Below are 18,436 nucleotides of genomic sequence, written 5' to 3' on the forward strand. Positions count from 1 at the left end.
TCTATCAAAGCGACGAGTATTTCTTGCGCAGGCGCTGGCGAATCAGCTCGGCCAGGGTGTTCATCACGAAGGTGAACATCAGCAGCACGAGGGCGGCGAGGAACAGCACACGATAGTGGCTGCCGCCGACTTCCGATTCGGGCATTTCCACGGCCACGTTGGCGGCCAGGGTGCGCATGCCCTCGAACAGGTTCATCTCCATCACCGGGGTGTTGCCGGTGGCCATCAGCACGATCATGGTCTCGCCCACCGCGCGGCCCATGCCGATCATCAGCGCCGAGAAGATACCCGGGCTGGCGGTGAGGATGACCACGCGGGTCAGGGTCTGCCACGGCGTGGCGCCCAGCGCCAGCGAACCCAGGGTCAGGCTGCGCGGCACGCTGAACACGGCGTCTTCGGCGATGGAATAGATGTTCGGGATGACCGCGAAGCCCATGGCGATACCAACCACCAGGGCGTTGCGCTGGTCGTAGGTGATGCCGAGGTCGTTGCTGATCCACAGGCGCATGTCGCCCTTGAAGAACCAGCTCTCGAGGAGCGGGCTCATGTACAGGGCGAACCAACCGATCACCAGGATCACCGGGATCAGGATCGCCGCCTCCCAGCCATCCGGGATGCGCAGGCGGATCGACTCCGGCAGGCGGCTCCAGCTGAAGCCGGCGAGCAGGATGCCGATCGGCATGATCACGAACAGGCTGAACACGCCCGGCAGGTGGCCTTCCAGGTACGGCGCGAGGAACAGGCCGGCGAAGAAGCCGAGGATCACCGTCGGCATCGCTTCCATCAGCTCGATCACCGGCTTGACCTTGCGGCGCATGCCCGGGGCCATGAAGTAGGCGGTGTAGATGGCGGCGGCGATGGCCAGCGGAGCAGCCAGGATCATCGCGTAGAACGCGGCCTTGAGCGTACCGAAGGTCAGCGGCGACAGGCTCAGCTTGGGCTCGAAGTCGGTGTTCGAGGCGGTCGACTGCCAGACGTACTTAGGCTCGTCGTAGTTCTCGTACCAGACCTTGCCCCACAGCGCGCTGAAGGAGATCTCCGGGTGCGGGTTGCGCAGGCTCAGCGGCAGCAGCTTGCCGCCTTCCTCGATGATGATGCGGTTGGCGCGCGGCGAAAGGGCCAGCACGCCCGCGCCTTCGGCGACCGGCTCGACCAGCAGGGTGCGGTGCGCGGTGCTGTGGAACACACCGAGCTTGCCTTCGCTGTCCAGGGCGATGAAGCCCTTGCGGCGCTCTTCGGCGTCGATCTGCACCACCGGGGCCTTGCCCAGCTGGAAGCTGCGGATCAGCTTGAAGCGCGACTCGCCATCCGGATCGCGGGCCATGAACCACTGGCTCAGGCCGCCCTTGGAGTCACCGAAGATCAGCGAGATGCCGCCGACCAGTTGGGCGGTCGCGGTGATTTCGGCGTTGCCGTCTTCCAGCAGCTTGTAGCGACCATTGAGGCTCTTGTCGCGCAGGCTGAACACGTCGGCGGTGGCGCGACCGTTGACCACGTACAACCACTGCTGGCGCGGGTCGATGAAGATGTTCTTCACCGCCTCGGTCATCTGCGGCAGCTCGATGCGGTTCTGCTCGATGGTGACCTCGTCGGTCATCATGTTCTCGGTACGCGACAGTTCGACCACCTGCAGGTGCGCGCCGGTGGAACCGGCCAGCAACAGGGTGTCGCCATTGACGTTGACGCTCACGTGTTCCAGCGCGCGGCCCTGGTCATCCAGGGTGAACAGGTCCTGACCATAGGGGTAGTCGATACCCGGCTCGATGGTCTTCTTGTTGTCCGGATAGGTGATCTTGTAGGTGTGGTGGAATACCAGCGCCTGGCCATTGGACAGGCCCAGCACCACCAGCGGGCTGCCGGGCTGGTCGGTGCTGATCGAGCTGACCTGGGCGCCGGCGGGCAGCGGCAGGTCGACGCGCTTCAGTTCGTTGCCGTTCTTGGTGTCGAAGAACAGTGCCTGGCCCTTGTCGGACACACGCATGCCCACGAGGTTCTGCTCCTCGAGGGCGATCATCAGGGGTTTGCCGGCGTCCTGCTGCAGCCAGGTCGGCTCCAGGGCCTTCTTGCTGGTCAACTCGGCACCCTGGAACAGCGGCAGCACCACGTAGGCCAGGTAGAAGAAGATCAGCGTGATCGCTGCCAGCACGGCAAGGCCGCCCACCAGGACGTACCAGCGGGTCAGACGGTCCTTGAGGGCGCGCATGCGGCGCTTGCGTTGCAACTCGGGCGTATTGAAATCAATGCGCACGGGAGGAGAATTTTGGGTCATTGTGGAGTTGGCCAGATCATTCATGCGCACACCCTAGCGGTCCCGTATGACAAAAACATGACAGTGCAGTGACGCAAAAAAGCCCGCCGCTCAGGAGCCCTGGCTTCGGACTAAGGAATTCGTGGAGGAGGCCGGCATTGTGGTCACCGGCCTCGTCCTCAGTTACTTACTTCTTTGCAACGTTACCCGCGTGGGACAGGCCCAGGTCGGCCAGGGTCTTGTCGACCACCTTGGCTGGCAGCGGGATGTAGCCGTCCTTCACGACAACCTGTTGGCCGGCTTGCGACAGCACCAGCTTGACGAACTCGGCTTCCAGCGGGGCCAGAGGCTTGTTCGGCGCCTTGTTGACGTAGACGTACAGGAAGCGCGACAGCGGATAGGTGCCGTTCAGGGCGTTGGCTTCGTTGTCTTCGACGAAGGTGCCGCCGTCTTTCTTGGCCAGAGGCACGGTCTTGACGCTGGCGGTCTTGTAGCCGATGCCCGAGTAGCCAATACCGTTCAGCGAGGAGCTGATCGACTGCACGACCGAGGCCGAGCCAGGTTGTTCGTTGACGTTAGGCTTGAAGTCGCCTTTGCACAGGGCTTCTTCCTTGAAGTAGCCGTAGGTGCCCGATACCGAGTTGCGGCCGAACAGCTGGATCGGCTTGTTGGCCAGGTCGCCGGTCACGCCGACGTCACCCCAGGTCTTGATCTCGCTCTTGCCACCGCAAAGACGGGTGGAGGAGAAGATGGCGTCGACCTGGGCCATGGTCAGGCCCTTGATCGGGTTGTCCTTGTGCACGAACACGGCCAGGGCGTCGACGGCGACCGGGATGGCGGTCGGCTTGTAGCCGTACTTCTGCTCGAAGGCCTGCAGCTCGACGTCCTTCATCTTGCGGCTCATCGGGCCCAGGTTGGCGGTGCCTTCGGTCAGCGCGGGTGGCGCGGTGGAGGAGCCGGCGGCCTGGATCTGGATGTTTACGTTCGGATATTCCTTCTTGTAGGCCTCGGCCCACAGGGTCATCAGGTTCGCGAGGGTGTCGGAACCGACGCTGGAGAGGTTGCCCGATACACCGGTGGTCTTGGTGTAGGTCGGGATTGCAGGATCGACAGCGGCGACCGCATTGGCGGCAGCGACGCCAGCGGCGGCAAAGGTCAGGGCCGCCATCAAACGCTTCAGTTTCATGCCTTGCTCCTAGCAGGAATATCGTGGGTTGTGAGATGGAACGGGCCCAAGTATCTGCAGGCCGCATGAACACTCTATGACTCGAATGTGACAATTGGATGAAAGGCCATCACCGGGTATCCGGGATGGCCTTTCGAGATGTTTCTGGAGGGGGGCGGAGCACGCCCCTGTAGGAGCGGCCTTGCGCCGCGAAAGGGCTGCAAAGCAGCCCCGGAAGTCTTGCAGGAGGCCGAGATCCTGGGGCCGCTGCGCGTCCCTTTCGCGGCACGAGGCCGCTCCTACAGGTCGGCGTGATTCGCTCGGCTCAGCGCTTGTTGACGAGCAGATAGGTACCGACCAGCAGACCAACGGCACACAGGCACGCCACGTAATAGGCTGGCGCCATCGGGCTGAACTTGAGCAACGCGGTGACCACCATAGGCGTCAGCCCGCCAAAGATCGCGTAGGCCAGGTTGTAGGAGAACGACAGGCCACTGAAGCGCACCACCGGTGGGAACGCCTTGACCATCACGTACGGCACGGCACCGACGATACCCACGCACAGGCCGGTCAGGGCGTACAGCGGGAACAGCAGGTCCGGACGGGTCGGCAGGCTGTGGTAGAAGGCCCAGGACGACGCCAGCAACGCCAGGCTGCCGACGATGAACACCCGCCCGGCGCCGAAGCGGTCGGCCAGGCTGCCAGCCCCGATGCAGCCCAGGCTGAGCAGCACGATGGCCAGGCTGTTGGCCTTGAGCGAGTCGGTGGGGCTGACGTGATAGAGGCTCTGCAGCAAGGCCGGGGTCATCAGGATGATCACCACGATGCCGGCCGACAGCAGCCAGGTGAGCAGCATCGACAGGATGATCGCACCGCGATGGTCGCGCAGCACCGCGCGCAGCGGCAGTTCTTCGGCCAGGGCCTTGCGCGCCTGCATCTCGGCGAACACCGGGGTCTCATGCAGCCAGCGGCGCAGGTAGACCGCGAAGAAGCCGAACACCCCACCGAGCAGGAACGGGATACGCCAGGCGTAGTCAGCCACTTCCTCGGGGGTGTAGAGCGTGTTGATCAGGGTCGCCACCAGCGAGCCAAGCAGGATGCCCGAGGTCAGGCCCGCGGTCAGGGTGCCGCAGGCATAGCCGGTGTTGCGCGCCGGCACGTGCTCGGAGACGAACACCCAGGCCCCCGGCACCTCGCCGCCAATGGCCGCGCCCTGGATCACCCGCATCAACAGCAGCAGGATCGGCGCCCACAGGCCGATCTGCGCATAGGTGGGCAGCAGGCCCATCACCAGGGTCGGCACCGCCATCAGGAAGATGCTCAGGGTGAACATCTTCTTGCGCCCGAGCAGGTCGCCGAAGTGGGCCATGACGATGCCGCCCAGGGGCCGCGCCAAGTAGCCGGCGGCAAAGATGCCGAAGGTCTGCATCAGGCGCAGCCACTCGGGCATGTCGGCGGGGAAGAACAGCTTGCCGACCACCGTGGCGAAGAATACGAAGATGATGAAGTCGTAGAACTCCAGGGCTCCGCCGAGGGCGGACAGCGAGAGGGTCTTGTAGTCACTGCGGGACAACGGCCGGGACGGCTGCTCGATACTGCTCTGCACGGAGGTCATCGCTGTTCTTTCTCTTGTAGGTCTGCGGACCGCTTGGCATGCGGCTTCTGGATTGGCTAGGCAGCGAAGATAGCAAATTGCCGAGCCGCGCTCATAGCGGTACAAAATCCATACAGATATTCATGAATGTGCGGTCGTCGCTGGCTGTGCAGGTATATATACTGCCCGCTCGTAGGAAAAGGTTGCTTCCATTGTGGGAAGTTGTGCGAAAACGTCGGTCATTGTTGTCAGACTGTTTCGCAGAGTTTCCCTTTGGCCGCCTCGCGAAGCGAAATCAGCGTAGTATGCGTGTTGCTGAATCGTTTTTACGGCGTCCTTCATTGCGCCACCAACGAAGCTTCACGGGTCAGAGGCCCCACGGCATGATTGAGCTCGAACAAGAAGATCCTATCCCGCAGGGCGACCTGGCCTTGCAGATCACCGCGCTGCCGCGCGAGACCAATGGTTTCGGCGATATCTTCGGCGGCTGGCTGGTCGCCCAGATGGACCTGGCCGGCACCGCCATGGCCAGCCGCGTCGCCGGTGGCCGGGTGGCCACGGTGGCCATCGACCGCATGGCCTTCCTGGTGCCGGTGGCGGTGGGCGCGCAGTTGTCCTTCTATACCCAGACCCTGGAGATCGGTCGCAGCTCGATCCAGATGATGGTCGAAGTGTGGAGCGACGACCCGCTGTCCAGCGAATGGCGCAAGGTCACCGAAGCCGTGTTCGTGTTCGTTGCCATCGACGGCAGCGGTCGCACCCGCTCGGTGCCTCGTCGCTGAGCCGAGCGAGCGGTAAACTCATTGCACGTCACCGGGTCCAACGGCCTGACAGACAATCAATGAGACGAGCGCAATGGCTAACTTCACGGTCGAGACCGAGCTTCACGGCGAACTCAATTGCTGGCGCATCACCAGCGACCATGCCGAACTATTGATCGCCCAGCAGGGCGCGCAAGTCCTTAGCTACCAGCGGATCGGCGAACCGCCGCTGCTGTGGCTGAGCGACCAGGCCATCTTGCGCAAGGGCAAGTCGGTGCGCGCCGGCGCACCGGTGTGCTGGCCATGGTTCGGCATCTTCGAACGCAACCCGGATTCGGTCAAAGCCATGTTCAAGGGCGAGCAACCACCGGCCCACGGCTTGGTGCGCGGACGCGACTGGCAGTTGCTGGGGGCCGAGGAGCAAGGCAACAACCTGCGGATCGAATTCGAACTGCCCGAAGCCCAGGGCGACCTGCCGGGGTGGGCCCACGAGGTCCAGCTCAAGTTGCTGGTGGAACTGGGCGACCAGCTGAAGCTGACCCTCACCAGCTACAACCTCGGCAATACCAACGTCACCCTGAGCCAGGCCCTGCACAGTTACTTTGCGGTAAGCGACGTGCGCCAGGTCCAGGTGGAAGGCGTGGACGGGTTGGCCTATATCGAAACCCTGGCCAACTGGGAGCAGCGCCAGCAGCAGGGCAACCTGGGCTTCACGGGCGAGACCGACCGCATCTACCTGAACGCCCCCGAACGCCTGGCCATCGTCGACCCGCACTGGAACCGACGCATCACCTTGCAGGCCGGCGGCTCACGCACCGCGGTGATCTGGAACCCCTGGACCGAGCGCGCTCGCGACCTGCCGGACATGGCCGACGATGGCTGGCAGCGCATGCTGTGCATCGAGACGGCGAATGTGATGGATGACGTGGTGGTGCTCAAGCCGGGGGCGAGTCATGCGATGAGCGTGGCGATCGGTAGCGAAGTGCTCTGTTAATGCCATCGCGGGGCAAGTCGGGTCGCCGCATCGCCGCTCCCACGCTGTGATCAGAGTCCGGCGTGGGAGCGAGCTTGCCCCGCGATGCGATCTGCCAGATTCAGAGGTCGGCATCCTCCACCACCCTCACCTGCCCCGCCTCCAGCGCATACGCCGCATCCGCCAGGTCATTGCTGACTGTCTCCACCTTCAGCGTGCCGGTCACCCACAACGGCGTGTAGATGTCGTCGATCTTCAAACCTTTCGGATAACGCACCAGCACCAGCTGGTTCGGCGGCGGCGGCGGAACATGGATGCAGGCGCCCGGGTACGGCACCAGGAAGAACAACGTGCTGTTGCCTTTCGCATCGCTCTCCAACGGCACCGGATACCCGCCCAGGCGGATCTGCTTGCCGTTCATCGCTGCCACGGTCTTGGTCGAGTACATCACCGCAGGCAAGCCCTTGCTCTGCTTCAGGCCACCCTTGGCAGTGAAGGTCCCTTGAGCTTCCGGGGAGTTGTGGTCGATCTCGGGCATCTGCTCGAGGGCTTTCTGGTCCGACTTGGGCATCAGCTCAAGCCAGTCGGTCTCGGGCAGTTCGGCATGGGCCAGGGCGCTGGCCAGCAGCAGGGGAACGAGGAATAACGCACGCATGGGAATGCTCGGCAACTCGGAATTGAATTGCCGGGCATTCTAGCCTGTGTTCAGTTCTTCTTGATGAAGCCGTAGATCACCAGAAGGATGATCGCGCCGACCAGGGCCCCGAAGAAGCCTGCGGCCTGTCCGGCCTGGTAGATGCCCAGGGCTTGCCCGCCATAGGTGGCGGCCAGGGAGCCGGCGATGCCGAGGAGGATGGTCATGATCCAGCCCATGCTGTCGTCACCCGGTTTCAGGAAACGCGCCAGCAGGCCGACGATCAGGCCAATGAAGATGGTTCCAATGATGCCCATGGCAATCCCTCTGTGATGAACATGAAACATGCCAAAGCCTAGTCAGCGCTTTGGCATGTTGCCATCTCAGAGCGGCATTGCCGGGCAGAAGTTCGATCAGCCGGCGATCAACGCCTCTACTTCGGCAATCTTGGCCTTGAGCGTGGCCATGTCGGCGCAGCGCAGGGTGGCATGGCCGACCTTACGTCCGACCTTGAACGCCTTGCCGTAGTGGTGCAGGTGACAATCATCAATGGCCACGACCTTGTCCACCGGCGGTACTTCGCCGATGAAGTTGAGCATGGCGCTCTCGCCGACCTTGGCGGTCGAACCCAGCGGCAGGCCGGCGACGGCACGCAGGTGGTTCTCGAACTGGCTGCACTCGCTGCCTTCGATGGTCCAGTGCCCGGAGTTGTGCACGCGCGGGGCAATCTCGTTGGCCTTCAGGCCGCCGTCGACTTCGAAGAACTCGAAGGCCATGACGCCGACATAGTCCAGCTTCTGCAGCACGCGACCGACGTAGTCTTCGGCCAGGGCCTGCAGCGGGTGCGCGTCGCTGGCCACCGACAGTTTCAGGATGCCGCTGTCGTGGGTGTTGTGCACCAGGGGGTAGAAGCGGGTTTCGCCATCGCGGGCACGCACGGCCACCAGTGACACTTCGCCGGTGAATGGCACGAAGCCCTCCAGCAGGCAAGGCACGCTACCCAGCTCGGCGAAGGTATCGACCACGTCCTCAGGCTTGCGCAGGACCTTCTGGCCCTTGCCGTCATACCCCAGGGTGCGGGTCTTGAGCACGGCCGGCAGGCCGATGCTGGCGACGGCGGCATCCAGGTCCGCTTGCGAGAGGATGTCGGCGAAAGCCGGGGTCGGAATCCCCAGGTCGCGGAACATGCTCTTCTCGAACAGACGATCACGGGCGATGCGCAAGGCCTCGGCACTCGGGTAGACCGGCACGAACTGCGAAAGGAAGGCGACGGTTTCCGCCGGCACACTCTCGAACTCGAAGGTCACCAGGTCGACTTCGTCGGCCAGCTGGCGCAGGTGGTCCTGGTCGCCGTAGTCGGCACGCAGGTGCTCGCCCAGCGGGGCGGCGCAGGCGTCCGGAGCCGGGTCGAGGAAGGCGAAGTTCATGCCCAGCGGGGTGCCCGCCAGGGCCAGCATGCGGCCCAGCTGGCCGCCACCGATTACACCGATCTTCATAGCGTCAACCTCAAGCCTGGCGCGGGTCTGGATTGTCCAGAACGGTGTCGGTCTGCTCGGTGCGGAACTGCTTGAGCGCCGCGTGGAACTGCGGGTACTTGGCGCCCAGGATGCTCGCCGACAGCAGCGCGGCATTGATCGCGCCGGCCTTGCCGATGGCCAGGGTGGCTACCGGCACGCCGGCCGGCATCTGCACGATCGACAGCAGCGAATCGACACCCGACAGCATCGACGACTGCACCGGCACACCCAGCACCGGCAGGTGGGTCTTGGCGGCGCACATGCCCGGCAGGTGGGCGGCGCCACCGGCACCGGCGATGATCACCTCGATGCCGCGGCCTTCGGCCTCCTCGGCGTACTGGAACAGCAGGTCCGGGGTACGGTGGGCGGAAACCACCTTCACCTCGTAGGGAATGCCGAGTTTTTCCAGCATATCGGCGGTGTGGCTAAGGGTGGACCAATCGGACTTGGAGCCCATGATCACGCCAACCAGTGCACTCATCGTCGAGCCTCTTCGCTTGTGCGCCCGCAGGCGCGTCAAAAAACAACAAGCCACGCGGGACGACCGGCGTGGCTTGTTTGCTGATCATGACCGGATCTATCCGGTCGAGGGGCCGCGCAGTATAGCGTAACGCGAGGCGATCACGGCACCCCCGGCGACCAACTGTCGCCCTTATTTTTCGGGGGTTTGGCTGACTTTCGGGTCAACTGAACCGCCCTCCAGCTTGCGCCACAGCAACCGCACGTTGGCCTTGCGCACCAGGGCACAGCGATACAGGCGGATTTCCAGCGGCACATGCCACTGGCTGCCGCCACAGATCACCAGTTCGCCACGTTCCAGCTCGCCACGCATCGACAGCCTCGGCACCCAGGCGATACCCATGCCTTCGAGCGCCATGCTCTTGAGACTGTCGGCCATCGCGGTTTCATAGACAGTGGTATAGCGCAGGTTGCGCTGGCGCAGCAGCAGGTTGACCGAACGGCCGAGGAAGGCGCCAGCGCTGTAGGCCAGCAGCGGCACGCTGCCCTCGCCCTCCAGGTCGAACAGCGGCTTGCCGTCCGGACCCACGGCGCACACCGGAAGCATTTCGGTGGTGCCCATGTGCAGCGAGGGGAAGATCTCGGCGTCCATCTGCAGGGCGGCGTCCGGGTCATAGAAGGCCAGCATCAGGTCGCAGCCACCCTCGCGCAATGCATGAACGGCATCACCGACGTTGGTGGCCACCAGGCGCGTGGCGATGTTCAAACCATCGTTGCGCAACTGCGCCACCCAGCGCGGGAAAAAGCCCGATGCCAGGGAGTGTGCGGCCGACACCTGGATCACCTCGCCCTGCCCACCCTCGAGGTGATGCAAATGGCGGAGAACTTCGCTCAACTGGTCGACAACGGTACGTGCAGTGACGAGAAACAGCTGTCCGGCCTCGGTCAGTTCGATGGGCGTGCGGGAACGATTCACCAAGGTCAGCCCGAGCGCCGCCTCCAGGCTGCGTATGCGTCGACTGAAGGCCGGCTGGGTGACGAAACGGCGCTCGGCCGCCTGGGAAAAACTGCGGGTGGAGGCCAAGGCACTGAAGTCCTCCAGCCATTTGCTTTCGAGGTTCATCGACTACTCCGCAACGCGTGCACCAAAATGGAACACGCTCGATTGTCAATCGGCGTCACATCAAACCGTATGCCGTTTGTGCATAGGTTAGCGTGCAACAGCATTGGCCGCAAAATCCGGGCAGCCCTAGCATTGGCGCCATTCCGGCAGGTGCCGGGTCAAAATCGAGATGATATCCATCATGTCCTCCGCTGCATCGTTCCGCGTCGAAAAAGATCTGCTTGGTACCCTTGAAGTCCCTGCCGATGCCTACTACGGCATCCAGACTCTGCGCGCTGCCAACAACTTCCACCTCTCCGGCGTTCCGCTGTCGCACTACCCGAAACTGGTAGTCGGCCTGGCGATGGTCAAGCAGGCCGCTGCTGACGCCAACCGTGAGCTGGGGCACCTGAGCGATGCCAAGCACGCTGCCATCACTGCAGCCTGCGCCCGACTGATCAAGGGTGACTTCCACGATCAGTTCGTCGTGGACATGATTCAGGGCGGTGCTGGCACCTCCACCAACATGAACGCCAACGAAGTTATCGCCAACGTCGCGCTGGAGCACATGGGCCACCAGAAAGGTGAGTACCAGTACCTGCACCCGAACAACGACGTGAACATGGCGCAGTCGACCAACGACGCCTACCCGACCGCGATCCGTCTGGGTCTGCTGCTGGGCCACGACGCCCTGCTGGCCAGCCTCGACAGCCTGATCCAGGCCTTCGCCGCCAAAGGTAAAGAGTTCGACCACGTACTGAAGATGGGCCGTACCCAGCTGCAGGACGCCGTGCCGATGACCCTGGGCCAGGAGTTCCGCGCCTTCGCCACCACCATGACCGAAGACCTGCAGCGCCTGCGCTCGCTGGCTCCGGAGCTGCTGACCGAAATCAACCTGGGCGGTACCGCCATCGGTACCGGCATCAACGCCGACCCTGGCTACCAGGCCCTGGCCGTGCAGCGCCTGGCGACCATCAGCGGCCAGCCGCTGGTACCAGCTGCCGACCTGATCGAAGCCACCTCCGACATGGGCGCCTTCGTGCTGTTCTCCGGCATGCTCAAGCGTACCGCGGTCAAGCTGTCGAAGATCTGCAACGACCTGCGTCTGCTGTCCAGCGGCCCGCGCACCGGCATCAACGAGATCAACCTGCCGGCGCGCCAGCCAGGCAGCTCGATCATGCCAGGCAAGGTCAACCCGGTAATCCCGGAAGCCGTCAACCAGGTGGCCTTCGCCATCATGGGCAACGACCTGGCCCTGACCGTCGCCGCCGAAGGTGGCCAACTGCAGCTGAACGTGATGGAACCGCTGATCGCCTACAAGATCTTCGACTCGATCCGCCTGCTGCAACGCGCCATGGACATGCTGCGCGAGCACTGCATCGTCGGCATCACCGCCAACGAACAGCGCTGCCGTGAACTGGTCGAGCACTCGATCGGCCTGGTCACCGCCCTGAACCCGTACATCGGCTACGAAAACGCCACCCGTATCGCCCGCGTCGCCCTGGAAACCGGCCGCGGCGTGCTGGAACTGGTGCGCGAGGAGAAGCTGCTGGACGAAGAGATGCTCAACGACATCCTGCGTCCGGAAAACATGATCGCTCCCCGTCTGGTTCCGCTGAAGGCGTAACCCAGACCGCTGCAAACAGTCTCACCAGGTCGAGGGACTAGACACCTCTCAACCTTTCAAGGGCCCGAGCGCACGCTCCGGGCCCTTTTTTTATGCCTGCACGCGATCCCTGTAGGAGCGGCCTTGTGTCGCGAAAGGGCCGCAAAGCGGCCCCGCCGATCTTTGCGTCAATGCTGAAATCCCGGGGCTGCCATGCAGCCCTTTCGCGGCACAAGGCCGCTCCTACAGGGGGTTGTGCGTCTCGAGCGGCATATAACTTGCTCGCTAAAGCTTCTCAGCCCAATGGGACGCCGAGCATGCTGCACAGCCACCTCACCACCCTCAACGCGGTTTCGCTGATCCTCCAGGTGTTCCAGGAGGCCGGCGTCGACCCGCGGCAGTTGCTCGCCGGCAGCGGCATAGGCCCGGCGGACCTGGGCCACGCTGATGCGCGTATCACCACCCAGCAGGAACTGCAGGTGTGCGCCAACGCCGTGTCCCGGCGTGAGGACATCGGCCTGGAACTGGGCCGACGGATGCATGTGTCGTGCTACGGGATGCTCGGTTACGCCCTGCTCTCCAGTGCCACTTTGGGTGACGCCCTGCGCCTGGCGCTGAGTTACCCGGCACTGCTGGGAACAGTCTTCCAGCTGCGCCTGGTGGACGACGGCCAGCGGGTCTGGCTCTGCGCCAGCGATCATTACGACGCCCCCGGCCTTGCCGCCTTCAACGCCGAGTTCTGCCTGGTGTCGCTGAAAGTGATCTGCGATGACCTGCTCGGCCGCCCGCTGCCGCTGCTGGCGGCGCGCTTCGAACACTCTCGCCCCGGCTACCACGCGCTCTACGACGGTGCATTCCAGTGCCCGCTCGGCTTCGAGGCCGGCGATAACGCCTTCGCATTCGAGCGCCGCTGGCTGGACATGCCGCTGCCGCTGGCCGACCCGATCACCCACAAGGCCATGGGCGAACGCTGCCGACGGCTGAACCTGGAGTTCACCGGACGCCAGGCCTGGCTCGGGCGCATTCGCCAGTTGCTGATCCAGCAACTGGATGCCGCCCCTGGGTTGGAAGGCCTGGCACGGCAGATGAACTGCTCGTCGCGCACCTTGCGCCGGCACCTGCAGGCGTTGGGCAGCAGTTATCAACAGCTGCTCGACGAGTTGCGCTTCGAGCGGGCCAAGCAACTGCTGGCCGAAGACCAGATGCCGATCTATCGCATTGCCGAATCGCTGGGGTTCAGCGAGACCGCGAGTTTCAGGCACGCCTTCCAGCGCTGGAGCGGCGTGGCGCCCAGTCATTTCCGCGGCTGACCGCCCCGCGATAGAGTCGGCACAGGTGATGGCCATATCTATCCCCTTTTGGCCATTCATGCCGTTCTCCCTTCATCAGGCCAGCCAGCACAATCGGCCCACGCCAGTAATGATCCGGAGAACAACAAATGCTGACGATCTATTCCGATGACCACCGCCTGCACCATGGCCGCTGCGAGCTGATCGATGGCCAGCTGATGCCCTGCTTCGAAATGCCCTCCCGCGCCGATCACGTCCTCGATCAGGTGAAGCAGCGCAACCTCGGCCCCGTGCAAGGCCCCACCGATTTCGGCCGCGCCCCGCTGCAACGCATCCACAGCACCGACTACCTGAACTTCTTCGAAGGCGCCTGGGCTCGCTGGGCCGCACTCGGCCACGACGGCGACCTGCTACCCTTCACCTGGCCGGCGCGCACCCTTCGCCAGGTCAAGCCCACCGGCCTGCACGGCGAACTCGGCTACTACAGCTTCGATGCCGGCGCGCCGATCACCGCCGGCACCTGGCAGGCCGCCTACAGCGCAGCGCAAGTGGCCCTGACCGCCCAGGCCGCGATCCAGCAAGGCGCCCACGCGGCCTTCGCCCTGTGCCGCCCGCCGGGGCACCACGCCGCCGCCGAGGTGATGGGTGGCTACTGCTACCTGAACAACGCCGCCATCGCCGCCCAGGCCTTCCTCGACCAGGGCCGGCGCAAGGTGGCCATCCTCGATGTCGACTACCACCACGGCAACGGCACCCAGGACATCTTCTACACCCGCAACGATGTGTTCTTCGCCTCGATCCACGGCGACCCGCAGGACGAGTTCCCGTTCTTCCTGGGCTATGCCGACGAGGTCGGTGAAGGCGCGGGCGAAGGCTGCAACATCAACTACCCACTACCCGCCGGCAGTGACTGGGCGGCCTGGAGCGCGGCCCTGGAAGACGCCTGCCAGCGCATCGCCGCCTACGACGCCGAGGTGCTGGTGATCTCCCTCGGCGTGGACACCTTCAAGGACGACCCGATCTCCCAGTTCAAGCTCGACAGCCCGGACTACCTGGAGATGGGCAAGCGCATCGCCCAGCTGGGCAAGCCGACCTTGTTCGTGATGGAGGGCGGCTACGCCGTGGAGGAAATCGGCATCAACGCGGTCAATGTGCTGGAAGGCTTCCAGCGCGCCCAGCCAGGAGCCTGAACATGGTCCGACTCAAGCGTCTGCTCGCCCCACTCATCACCGCCGGCCTGCTCGCTGGCGCGCTCCAGGCCCACGCCGACCAGCGCACCCTGCGGGTCTACAACTGGTTCGACTACATCACCCCGCAGACCCTCACCGACTTCCAGAAGGACAGCGGGGTGAAGCTGGTCTACGACATCTTCGACACCAACGAGGCGCTGGAGGCCAAGCTGCTGACCGGCAACTCCGGCTACGACGTGGTGGTGCCATCCAACGTGTTCCTCGCCAAGCAGATCGAGGCCAGCGTGTTCCAGCCGCTCGATCGCACCAAGCTGCCCAACTGGCAACATCTGGACCCGGCGCTGATGAAGCTGATCGAGGCCAACGATCCCGGCAACAAGTTCGCCGTGCCCTACATGTACGGCACCGTGCTGATCGGCTTCAACCCGGACAAGGTCAAGGCCGTGCTCGGCGACAACGCCCCGGTGGACAGCTGGGACCTGATCTTCAAGCCAGAGAACATCGCCAAGCTCAAGCAGTGCGGCGTGGCGCTGCTCGATTCGCCGTCGGAGATCCTGCCGCTGGCCCTGTCGTACCTGGGCCTGGACCCCAACAGCGGCAAGCCGGCCGATTACCAGAAGGCCCAGGACCTGCTGCTGAAGATCCGCCCGCATGTCACCTACTTCCACTCCTCCAAGTACATGGCCGACATCGCCAATGGCGACATCTGCGTGGCGGTGGGTTATTCGGGCAGCTTCTCCCAGGCCGCCAACCGCGCCCGCGAGGCGAAGAACGGCGTGGTGGTGGACATGCGTCTGCCCAAGGAAGGGGCGCCGATCTGGTTCGACATGCTGGCGATCCCGAAGAATGCGGCCAACCCGGAGGATGCCCATGCCTTCATCAACTACCTGCTGCGGCCTGAGGTGATCGCGCCGATCAGCGATTTCGTCGGCTACCCGAACCCGAACAAGGATGCGAACGACAAGGTCAGCCCAACGATCCGCAACAACCCGAACCTGTACCCGACGGCGGAGGCGATGGCCAAGCTGTATACCTTGAAGCCGTTGCCACGGGATGCCGAGCGGGCACGCACCCGGGCCTGGACCAAGATCAAGTCGGGAACCTGACCTCATCGCGGGGCAGCCCGCTCCCACAAGGACCATCCAAGTCTGTGTGGGAGCGGCGGTTCGCCGCTGCGACTTGCCCCGCGATGCCTACCTCCAGGCCTTGCGCAGGCGCATCAGCGCATCCGCGATCTGCGCCTCCGGCACCGCCGCAAACCCCAGCACCAGCCCTGCCCTTTTATCCACAGGCTCCTCGCTGTCCTCCAGCCAGTAGCTGCTCAGCGGATTGACCTCCACCCCCACCGCTTCCGCCCGAGCCACCAGCTCTTGTTCTCGCGCCAAGTTATCCACATCCACCTTCACATGCAGCCCCGCCGCCACCACCGGCATGACCCCCAGCCCCGGCACGTCCCGTGGCCAGCCAGCCTGGAGCACGTTGCGCCGCGCCAGCGCAGCCCGGCGCATGCGGCGGATATGCCGCTGGAAATGCCCTTGGGCCATGAACTGCGCCATCACGCACTGGGTGCCGACCTCCGAATGACGCACCGCCAGCGCGCGGCACCGACTGAACGCCTGCACCAGGCGCCCGGGAAGCACCAGGTATCCCAGGCGCAGGGCCGGAAGGGCGATCTTGCCGAAGGTCCCCACGTACAGCACGCGCCCTTGGCGATCCAGCGCGGCCAGTGGTGCCAGCGGCGCACCGCTGTAACGGTACTCGCCGTCGTAGTCGTCCTCGAGGATCCAGCCATCCTGGCGCTCGGCCCAGGCCAGCAGCGAAAGGCGACGGGCCAGGCTCATGGTGACGCCCGTGGGATACTGGTGGGCAGGCGTCACGTAGGCCAGCCGGCACTCGGGCATCTCGGCCAATCTCGCGCAGTCCATGCCCTCGGCATCCACCGGCACGCCCCTGAGCGTCGCCCCGGCCATCGCGAAGGCATGCCCGGCAGCCCGGTACCCTGGGTTTTCCACAGCCACGCCATCGCCGGGCTGCAACAGCAGCTGTGCACAAAGGCTGATGGCCTCCTGCGCGCCACTGGTGATCACAATTTGTTCAGCCGCGCAGGAAAGCCCCCGTGAGCGTCGCAGGTAGGTGGCAATCAGCTCGCGCAGCTGCCACTCACCCGCCGGGTCGCCATAGCCCAGCATCGCCGGGTCGGGATTTCGCCAGAAACCCGCTTGCAGCTTGGCCCACACCTCGAACGGGAACAGGTCGAACGCCGGCACGCCCACGCGAAAAGCCTTGGGCGCCCCACCTCTTGGCAGCGGCAGATGATGATTTTTCAGACGTTGCAGGGGCTCGCTGATGACCGGCTGGCTGGATAAATCCTCAGTATTCTCAGCACGGAATGTGGATAAGTCTGTTGATAACCCCAGGGATAACCCTGTTGATAATTGTGTGGATAGTTTCGGTAGCTGGCTCACATAGGTGCCATCGCCGACCCGGCTCTCGATGAAGCCTTCGGCATACAGCTGGTCGTAGGCCCTCACCACGCTGTTGCGCGACAGCGTCAGCATCGCCGCCAGGTCGCGGGTGGCCGGCAACCGTGTACCGCTGCCCAGGCGCCCATCCAGCACCCTTGCGCGCAAGGCATGGTAGAGCTGCTGGCTCAGCCCGCGGCGGCGATCCAGGACGATACCCGTAGGGTCGAAAGGCAGAGGATGGCAACGTTCGATCATGGCATTGGACCTATGAAAACAGCCGTGAATGGCTCTTACCCAGAGCCAATAGCCTGCCTAGCATGGAGCCATTCAACAAGGACATCCAGCATGTACAACAACAAGCCCCACCAGGAACACGACCTCGACCGTCTGCACCGGCACATGCTGCAAACCCGCCTGGCGCTGCTGGTCAGCCAGGGTGAACAGGGCCTGCTGGCTACCCACCTGCCGGTACTGGTCGAGACCGGCGAAGGCGAGTTCGGCACGGTCTACGCCCACCTGGCCCGGGCCAACCGTCAGTGGCAGGACCTGGAGCAAGGGGGCGAGGCGCTGCTGGTGTTTCCCGGTGCCGATGCCTACGTCAGCCCCAGCTACTACCCGAGCAAGGCGGACAACCCCAAGGTGGTGCCGACCTGGAACTACCTGGCCGTGCACGCCTATGGCCCGGTGGAAGTTATCCACAACGCCCAGTCGTTGCTGGACATCGTCACCCGCCTAACCGACCGCCATGAACAGGGCCGCAGCGAGCCCTGGACAGTGTCCGACGCCCCAGCCGACTACCTCGACGGCATGCTCCGCGCCATCGTCGGCATCCGCCTGCCCATCAGCCGCCTGCAAGGCGCGCGCAAGCTGAGCCAGAACCGGTCGGCGCAGGACATTGCCGGCGTGCGCGAAGGCCTTGGCGCCAGCAATGACCACCTGGACAACCAACTCGCCGCGCACATGCGCGATCTCTGAAGGAAAAGCCCATGACCCCCGTTACCCTGCGCCCGGTCGGCGCCCACGATCACGCCGCCTGGCGCTCCCTGTGGCAGGCCTACCTGCGCTTCTACCAGACCGAACTGGCCGACGAGATCTACCTCAGCTCCTGGCAGCGCCTGCTCGACCCCAGCGAACCCACCCATTCGACCCTGGCCTGGGTCGACGGCAAGGCGGTGGGCCTGGTCAACTTCATCTACCATCGCACCAACTGGAGCATCCAGAATTCCTGCTACCTGCAGGACCTCTACGTGGACAGCGAGCAACGCGGCCTGGGTATCGGCCGCCAGCTGATCGAGCATGTCTACGCGACGGCCAAGGCCGCCGACTGCTCGAGGGTGCACTGGCTGACCCACGAAACCAATGCCACCGCCATCAGCCTGTACGAACAGATCGCCGATCGGCCGGGCTTCATCCACTTCCGCAAAGCATTGTAG

At 64.3% G+C, this 18,436-nt stretch carries 17 protein-coding genes; 8 read left to right on the top strand and 9 right to left on the bottom strand.

The window, feature by feature from the left end; translation table 11 throughout:
• Positions 1-4: 4 nt before the first annotated feature.
• The 3 genes from V0R62_RS07460 to V0R62_RS07470 form a co-directional block, all read right to left on the bottom strand.
• On the bottom strand, positions 5-2,293 hold the full coding sequence (locus V0R62_RS07460) for an ABC transporter permease subunit (RefSeq protein ID WP_330103302.1): 2,289 nt from the start codon (positions 2,291-2,293) through the stop codon (positions 5-7).
• A 142-nt stretch (positions 2,294-2,435) separates the two neighbouring features.
• Positions 2,436-3,434 carry a phosphate ABC transporter substrate-binding protein PstS gene (locus V0R62_RS07465; RefSeq protein ID WP_062575623.1) on the bottom strand — a complete coding sequence of 333 codons (999 nt, stop codon included), beginning with the start codon at positions 3,432-3,434 and terminating at the stop codon, positions 2,436-2,438.
• A 304-nt stretch (positions 3,435-3,738) separates the two neighbouring features.
• Positions 3,739-5,028 (bottom strand): MFS transporter, encoded by a 1,290-nt coding sequence (locus V0R62_RS07470; protein WP_267813517.1) that lies wholly within the window; start codon positions 5,026-5,028, stop codon positions 3,739-3,741.
• Positions 5,029-5,390: 362 nt separating this feature from the next.
• On the opposite strand from V0R62_RS07470, the gene V0R62_RS07475 reads away from it, so the two are divergent.
• Positions 5,391-5,789 carry an acyl-CoA thioesterase gene (locus V0R62_RS07475; RefSeq protein WP_003253317.1) on the top strand — a complete coding sequence of 133 codons (399 nt, stop codon included), beginning with the start codon at positions 5,391-5,393 and terminating at the stop codon, positions 5,787-5,789.
• 73 nt (positions 5,790-5,862) lie between these two features.
• A complete protein-coding gene (locus tag V0R62_RS07480) occupies positions 5,863-6,762 on the top strand; it encodes a D-hexose-6-phosphate mutarotase (RefSeq protein ID WP_330103303.1) in 900 nt (299 codons plus the stop codon).
• 100 nt (positions 6,763-6,862) lie between these two features.
• On the opposite strand, the gene V0R62_RS07485 is transcribed toward V0R62_RS07480, so the two are convergent.
• From V0R62_RS07485 to V0R62_RS07505, 5 genes are all read right to left on the bottom strand, one after another.
• Positions 6,863-7,396 (bottom strand): DUF3299 domain-containing protein, encoded by a 534-nt coding sequence (locus V0R62_RS07485; RefSeq protein ID WP_186732178.1) that lies wholly within the window; start codon positions 7,394-7,396, stop codon positions 6,863-6,865.
• A 50-nt stretch (positions 7,397-7,446) separates the two neighbouring features.
• Complete coding sequence (locus V0R62_RS07490; RefSeq protein ID WP_050707557.1) at positions 7,447-7,692, bottom strand: GlsB/YeaQ/YmgE family stress response membrane protein; 246 nt, start codon at positions 7,690-7,692, stop codon at positions 7,447-7,449.
• A 96-nt stretch (positions 7,693-7,788) separates the two neighbouring features.
• Positions 7,789-8,871, bottom strand: a complete 1,083-nt coding sequence (locus tag V0R62_RS07495) for a 5-(carboxyamino)imidazole ribonucleotide synthase (RefSeq protein WP_186712279.1) — start codon at positions 8,869-8,871, stop codon at positions 7,789-7,791.
• Positions 8,872-8,881: 10 nt separating this feature from the next.
• A complete protein-coding gene (gene purE, locus V0R62_RS07500) occupies positions 8,882-9,373 on the bottom strand; it encodes a 5-(carboxyamino)imidazole ribonucleotide mutase (protein ID WP_050707559.1) in 492 nt (163 codons plus the stop codon).
• A 171-nt stretch (positions 9,374-9,544) separates the two neighbouring features.
• Positions 9,545-10,474, bottom strand: coding sequence for a LysR substrate-binding domain-containing protein (locus tag V0R62_RS07505; RefSeq protein WP_050707560.1), 930 nt, complete (start codon positions 10,472-10,474; stop codon positions 9,545-9,547).
• A 181-nt stretch (positions 10,475-10,655) separates the two neighbouring features.
• Between V0R62_RS07505 and aspA the strand changes: the two genes are divergently transcribed.
• The 4 genes from aspA (at position 10,656) to V0R62_RS07525 (ending at position 15,644) form a co-directional block, all read left to right on the top strand.
• On the top strand, positions 10,656-12,080 hold the full coding sequence (aspA, locus tag V0R62_RS07510; protein ID WP_050707561.1) for an aspartate ammonia-lyase: 1,425 nt from the start codon (positions 10,656-10,658) through the stop codon (positions 12,078-12,080).
• A 296-nt stretch (positions 12,081-12,376) separates the two neighbouring features.
• Positions 12,377-13,369: an AraC family transcriptional regulator gene (locus V0R62_RS07515; RefSeq protein WP_330103304.1), complete on the top strand. Its 993-nt coding sequence runs from the start codon at positions 12,377-12,379 to the stop codon at positions 13,367-13,369.
• 128 nt (positions 13,370-13,497) lie between these two features.
• On the top strand, positions 13,498-14,538 hold the full coding sequence (locus V0R62_RS07520) for a histone deacetylase family protein (protein ID WP_050707563.1): 1,041 nt from the start codon (positions 13,498-13,500) through the stop codon (positions 14,536-14,538).
• Between the two features lie 2 nt (positions 14,539-14,540).
• Complete coding sequence (locus tag V0R62_RS07525) at positions 14,541-15,644, top strand: extracellular solute-binding protein (protein ID WP_330103305.1); 1,104 nt, start codon at positions 14,541-14,543, stop codon at positions 15,642-15,644.
• Between the two features lie 87 nt (positions 15,645-15,731).
• Here the strand turns inward: V0R62_RS07525 and pdxR are convergent, their stop codons facing one another.
• Entirely contained in the window at positions 15,732-17,258 is a 1,527-nt protein-coding gene (pdxR, locus tag V0R62_RS07530) for a MocR-like pyridoxine biosynthesis transcription factor PdxR (RefSeq protein ID WP_330103306.1), read from the bottom strand.
• A 90-nt stretch (positions 17,259-17,348) separates the two neighbouring features.
• Here pdxR and V0R62_RS07535 point away from each other — a divergent pair, with 90 nt between their 5' ends.
• On the top strand, positions 17,349-17,978 hold the full coding sequence (locus tag V0R62_RS07535) for an FMN-binding negative transcriptional regulator (RefSeq protein ID WP_330103307.1): 630 nt from the start codon (positions 17,349-17,351) through the stop codon (positions 17,976-17,978).
• An 11-nt stretch (positions 17,979-17,989) separates the two neighbouring features.
• Complete coding sequence (locus V0R62_RS07540; RefSeq protein ID WP_330103308.1) at positions 17,990-18,436, top strand: GNAT family N-acetyltransferase; 447 nt, start codon at positions 17,990-17,992, stop codon at positions 18,434-18,436.

Origin of the sequence: Pseudomonas carassii (genome assembly GCF_036324045.1) — a bacterium.
GTDB classification, from domain to species: Bacteria; Pseudomonadota; Gammaproteobacteria; order Pseudomonadales; family Pseudomonadaceae; genus Aquipseudomonas; species Aquipseudomonas peradeniyensis.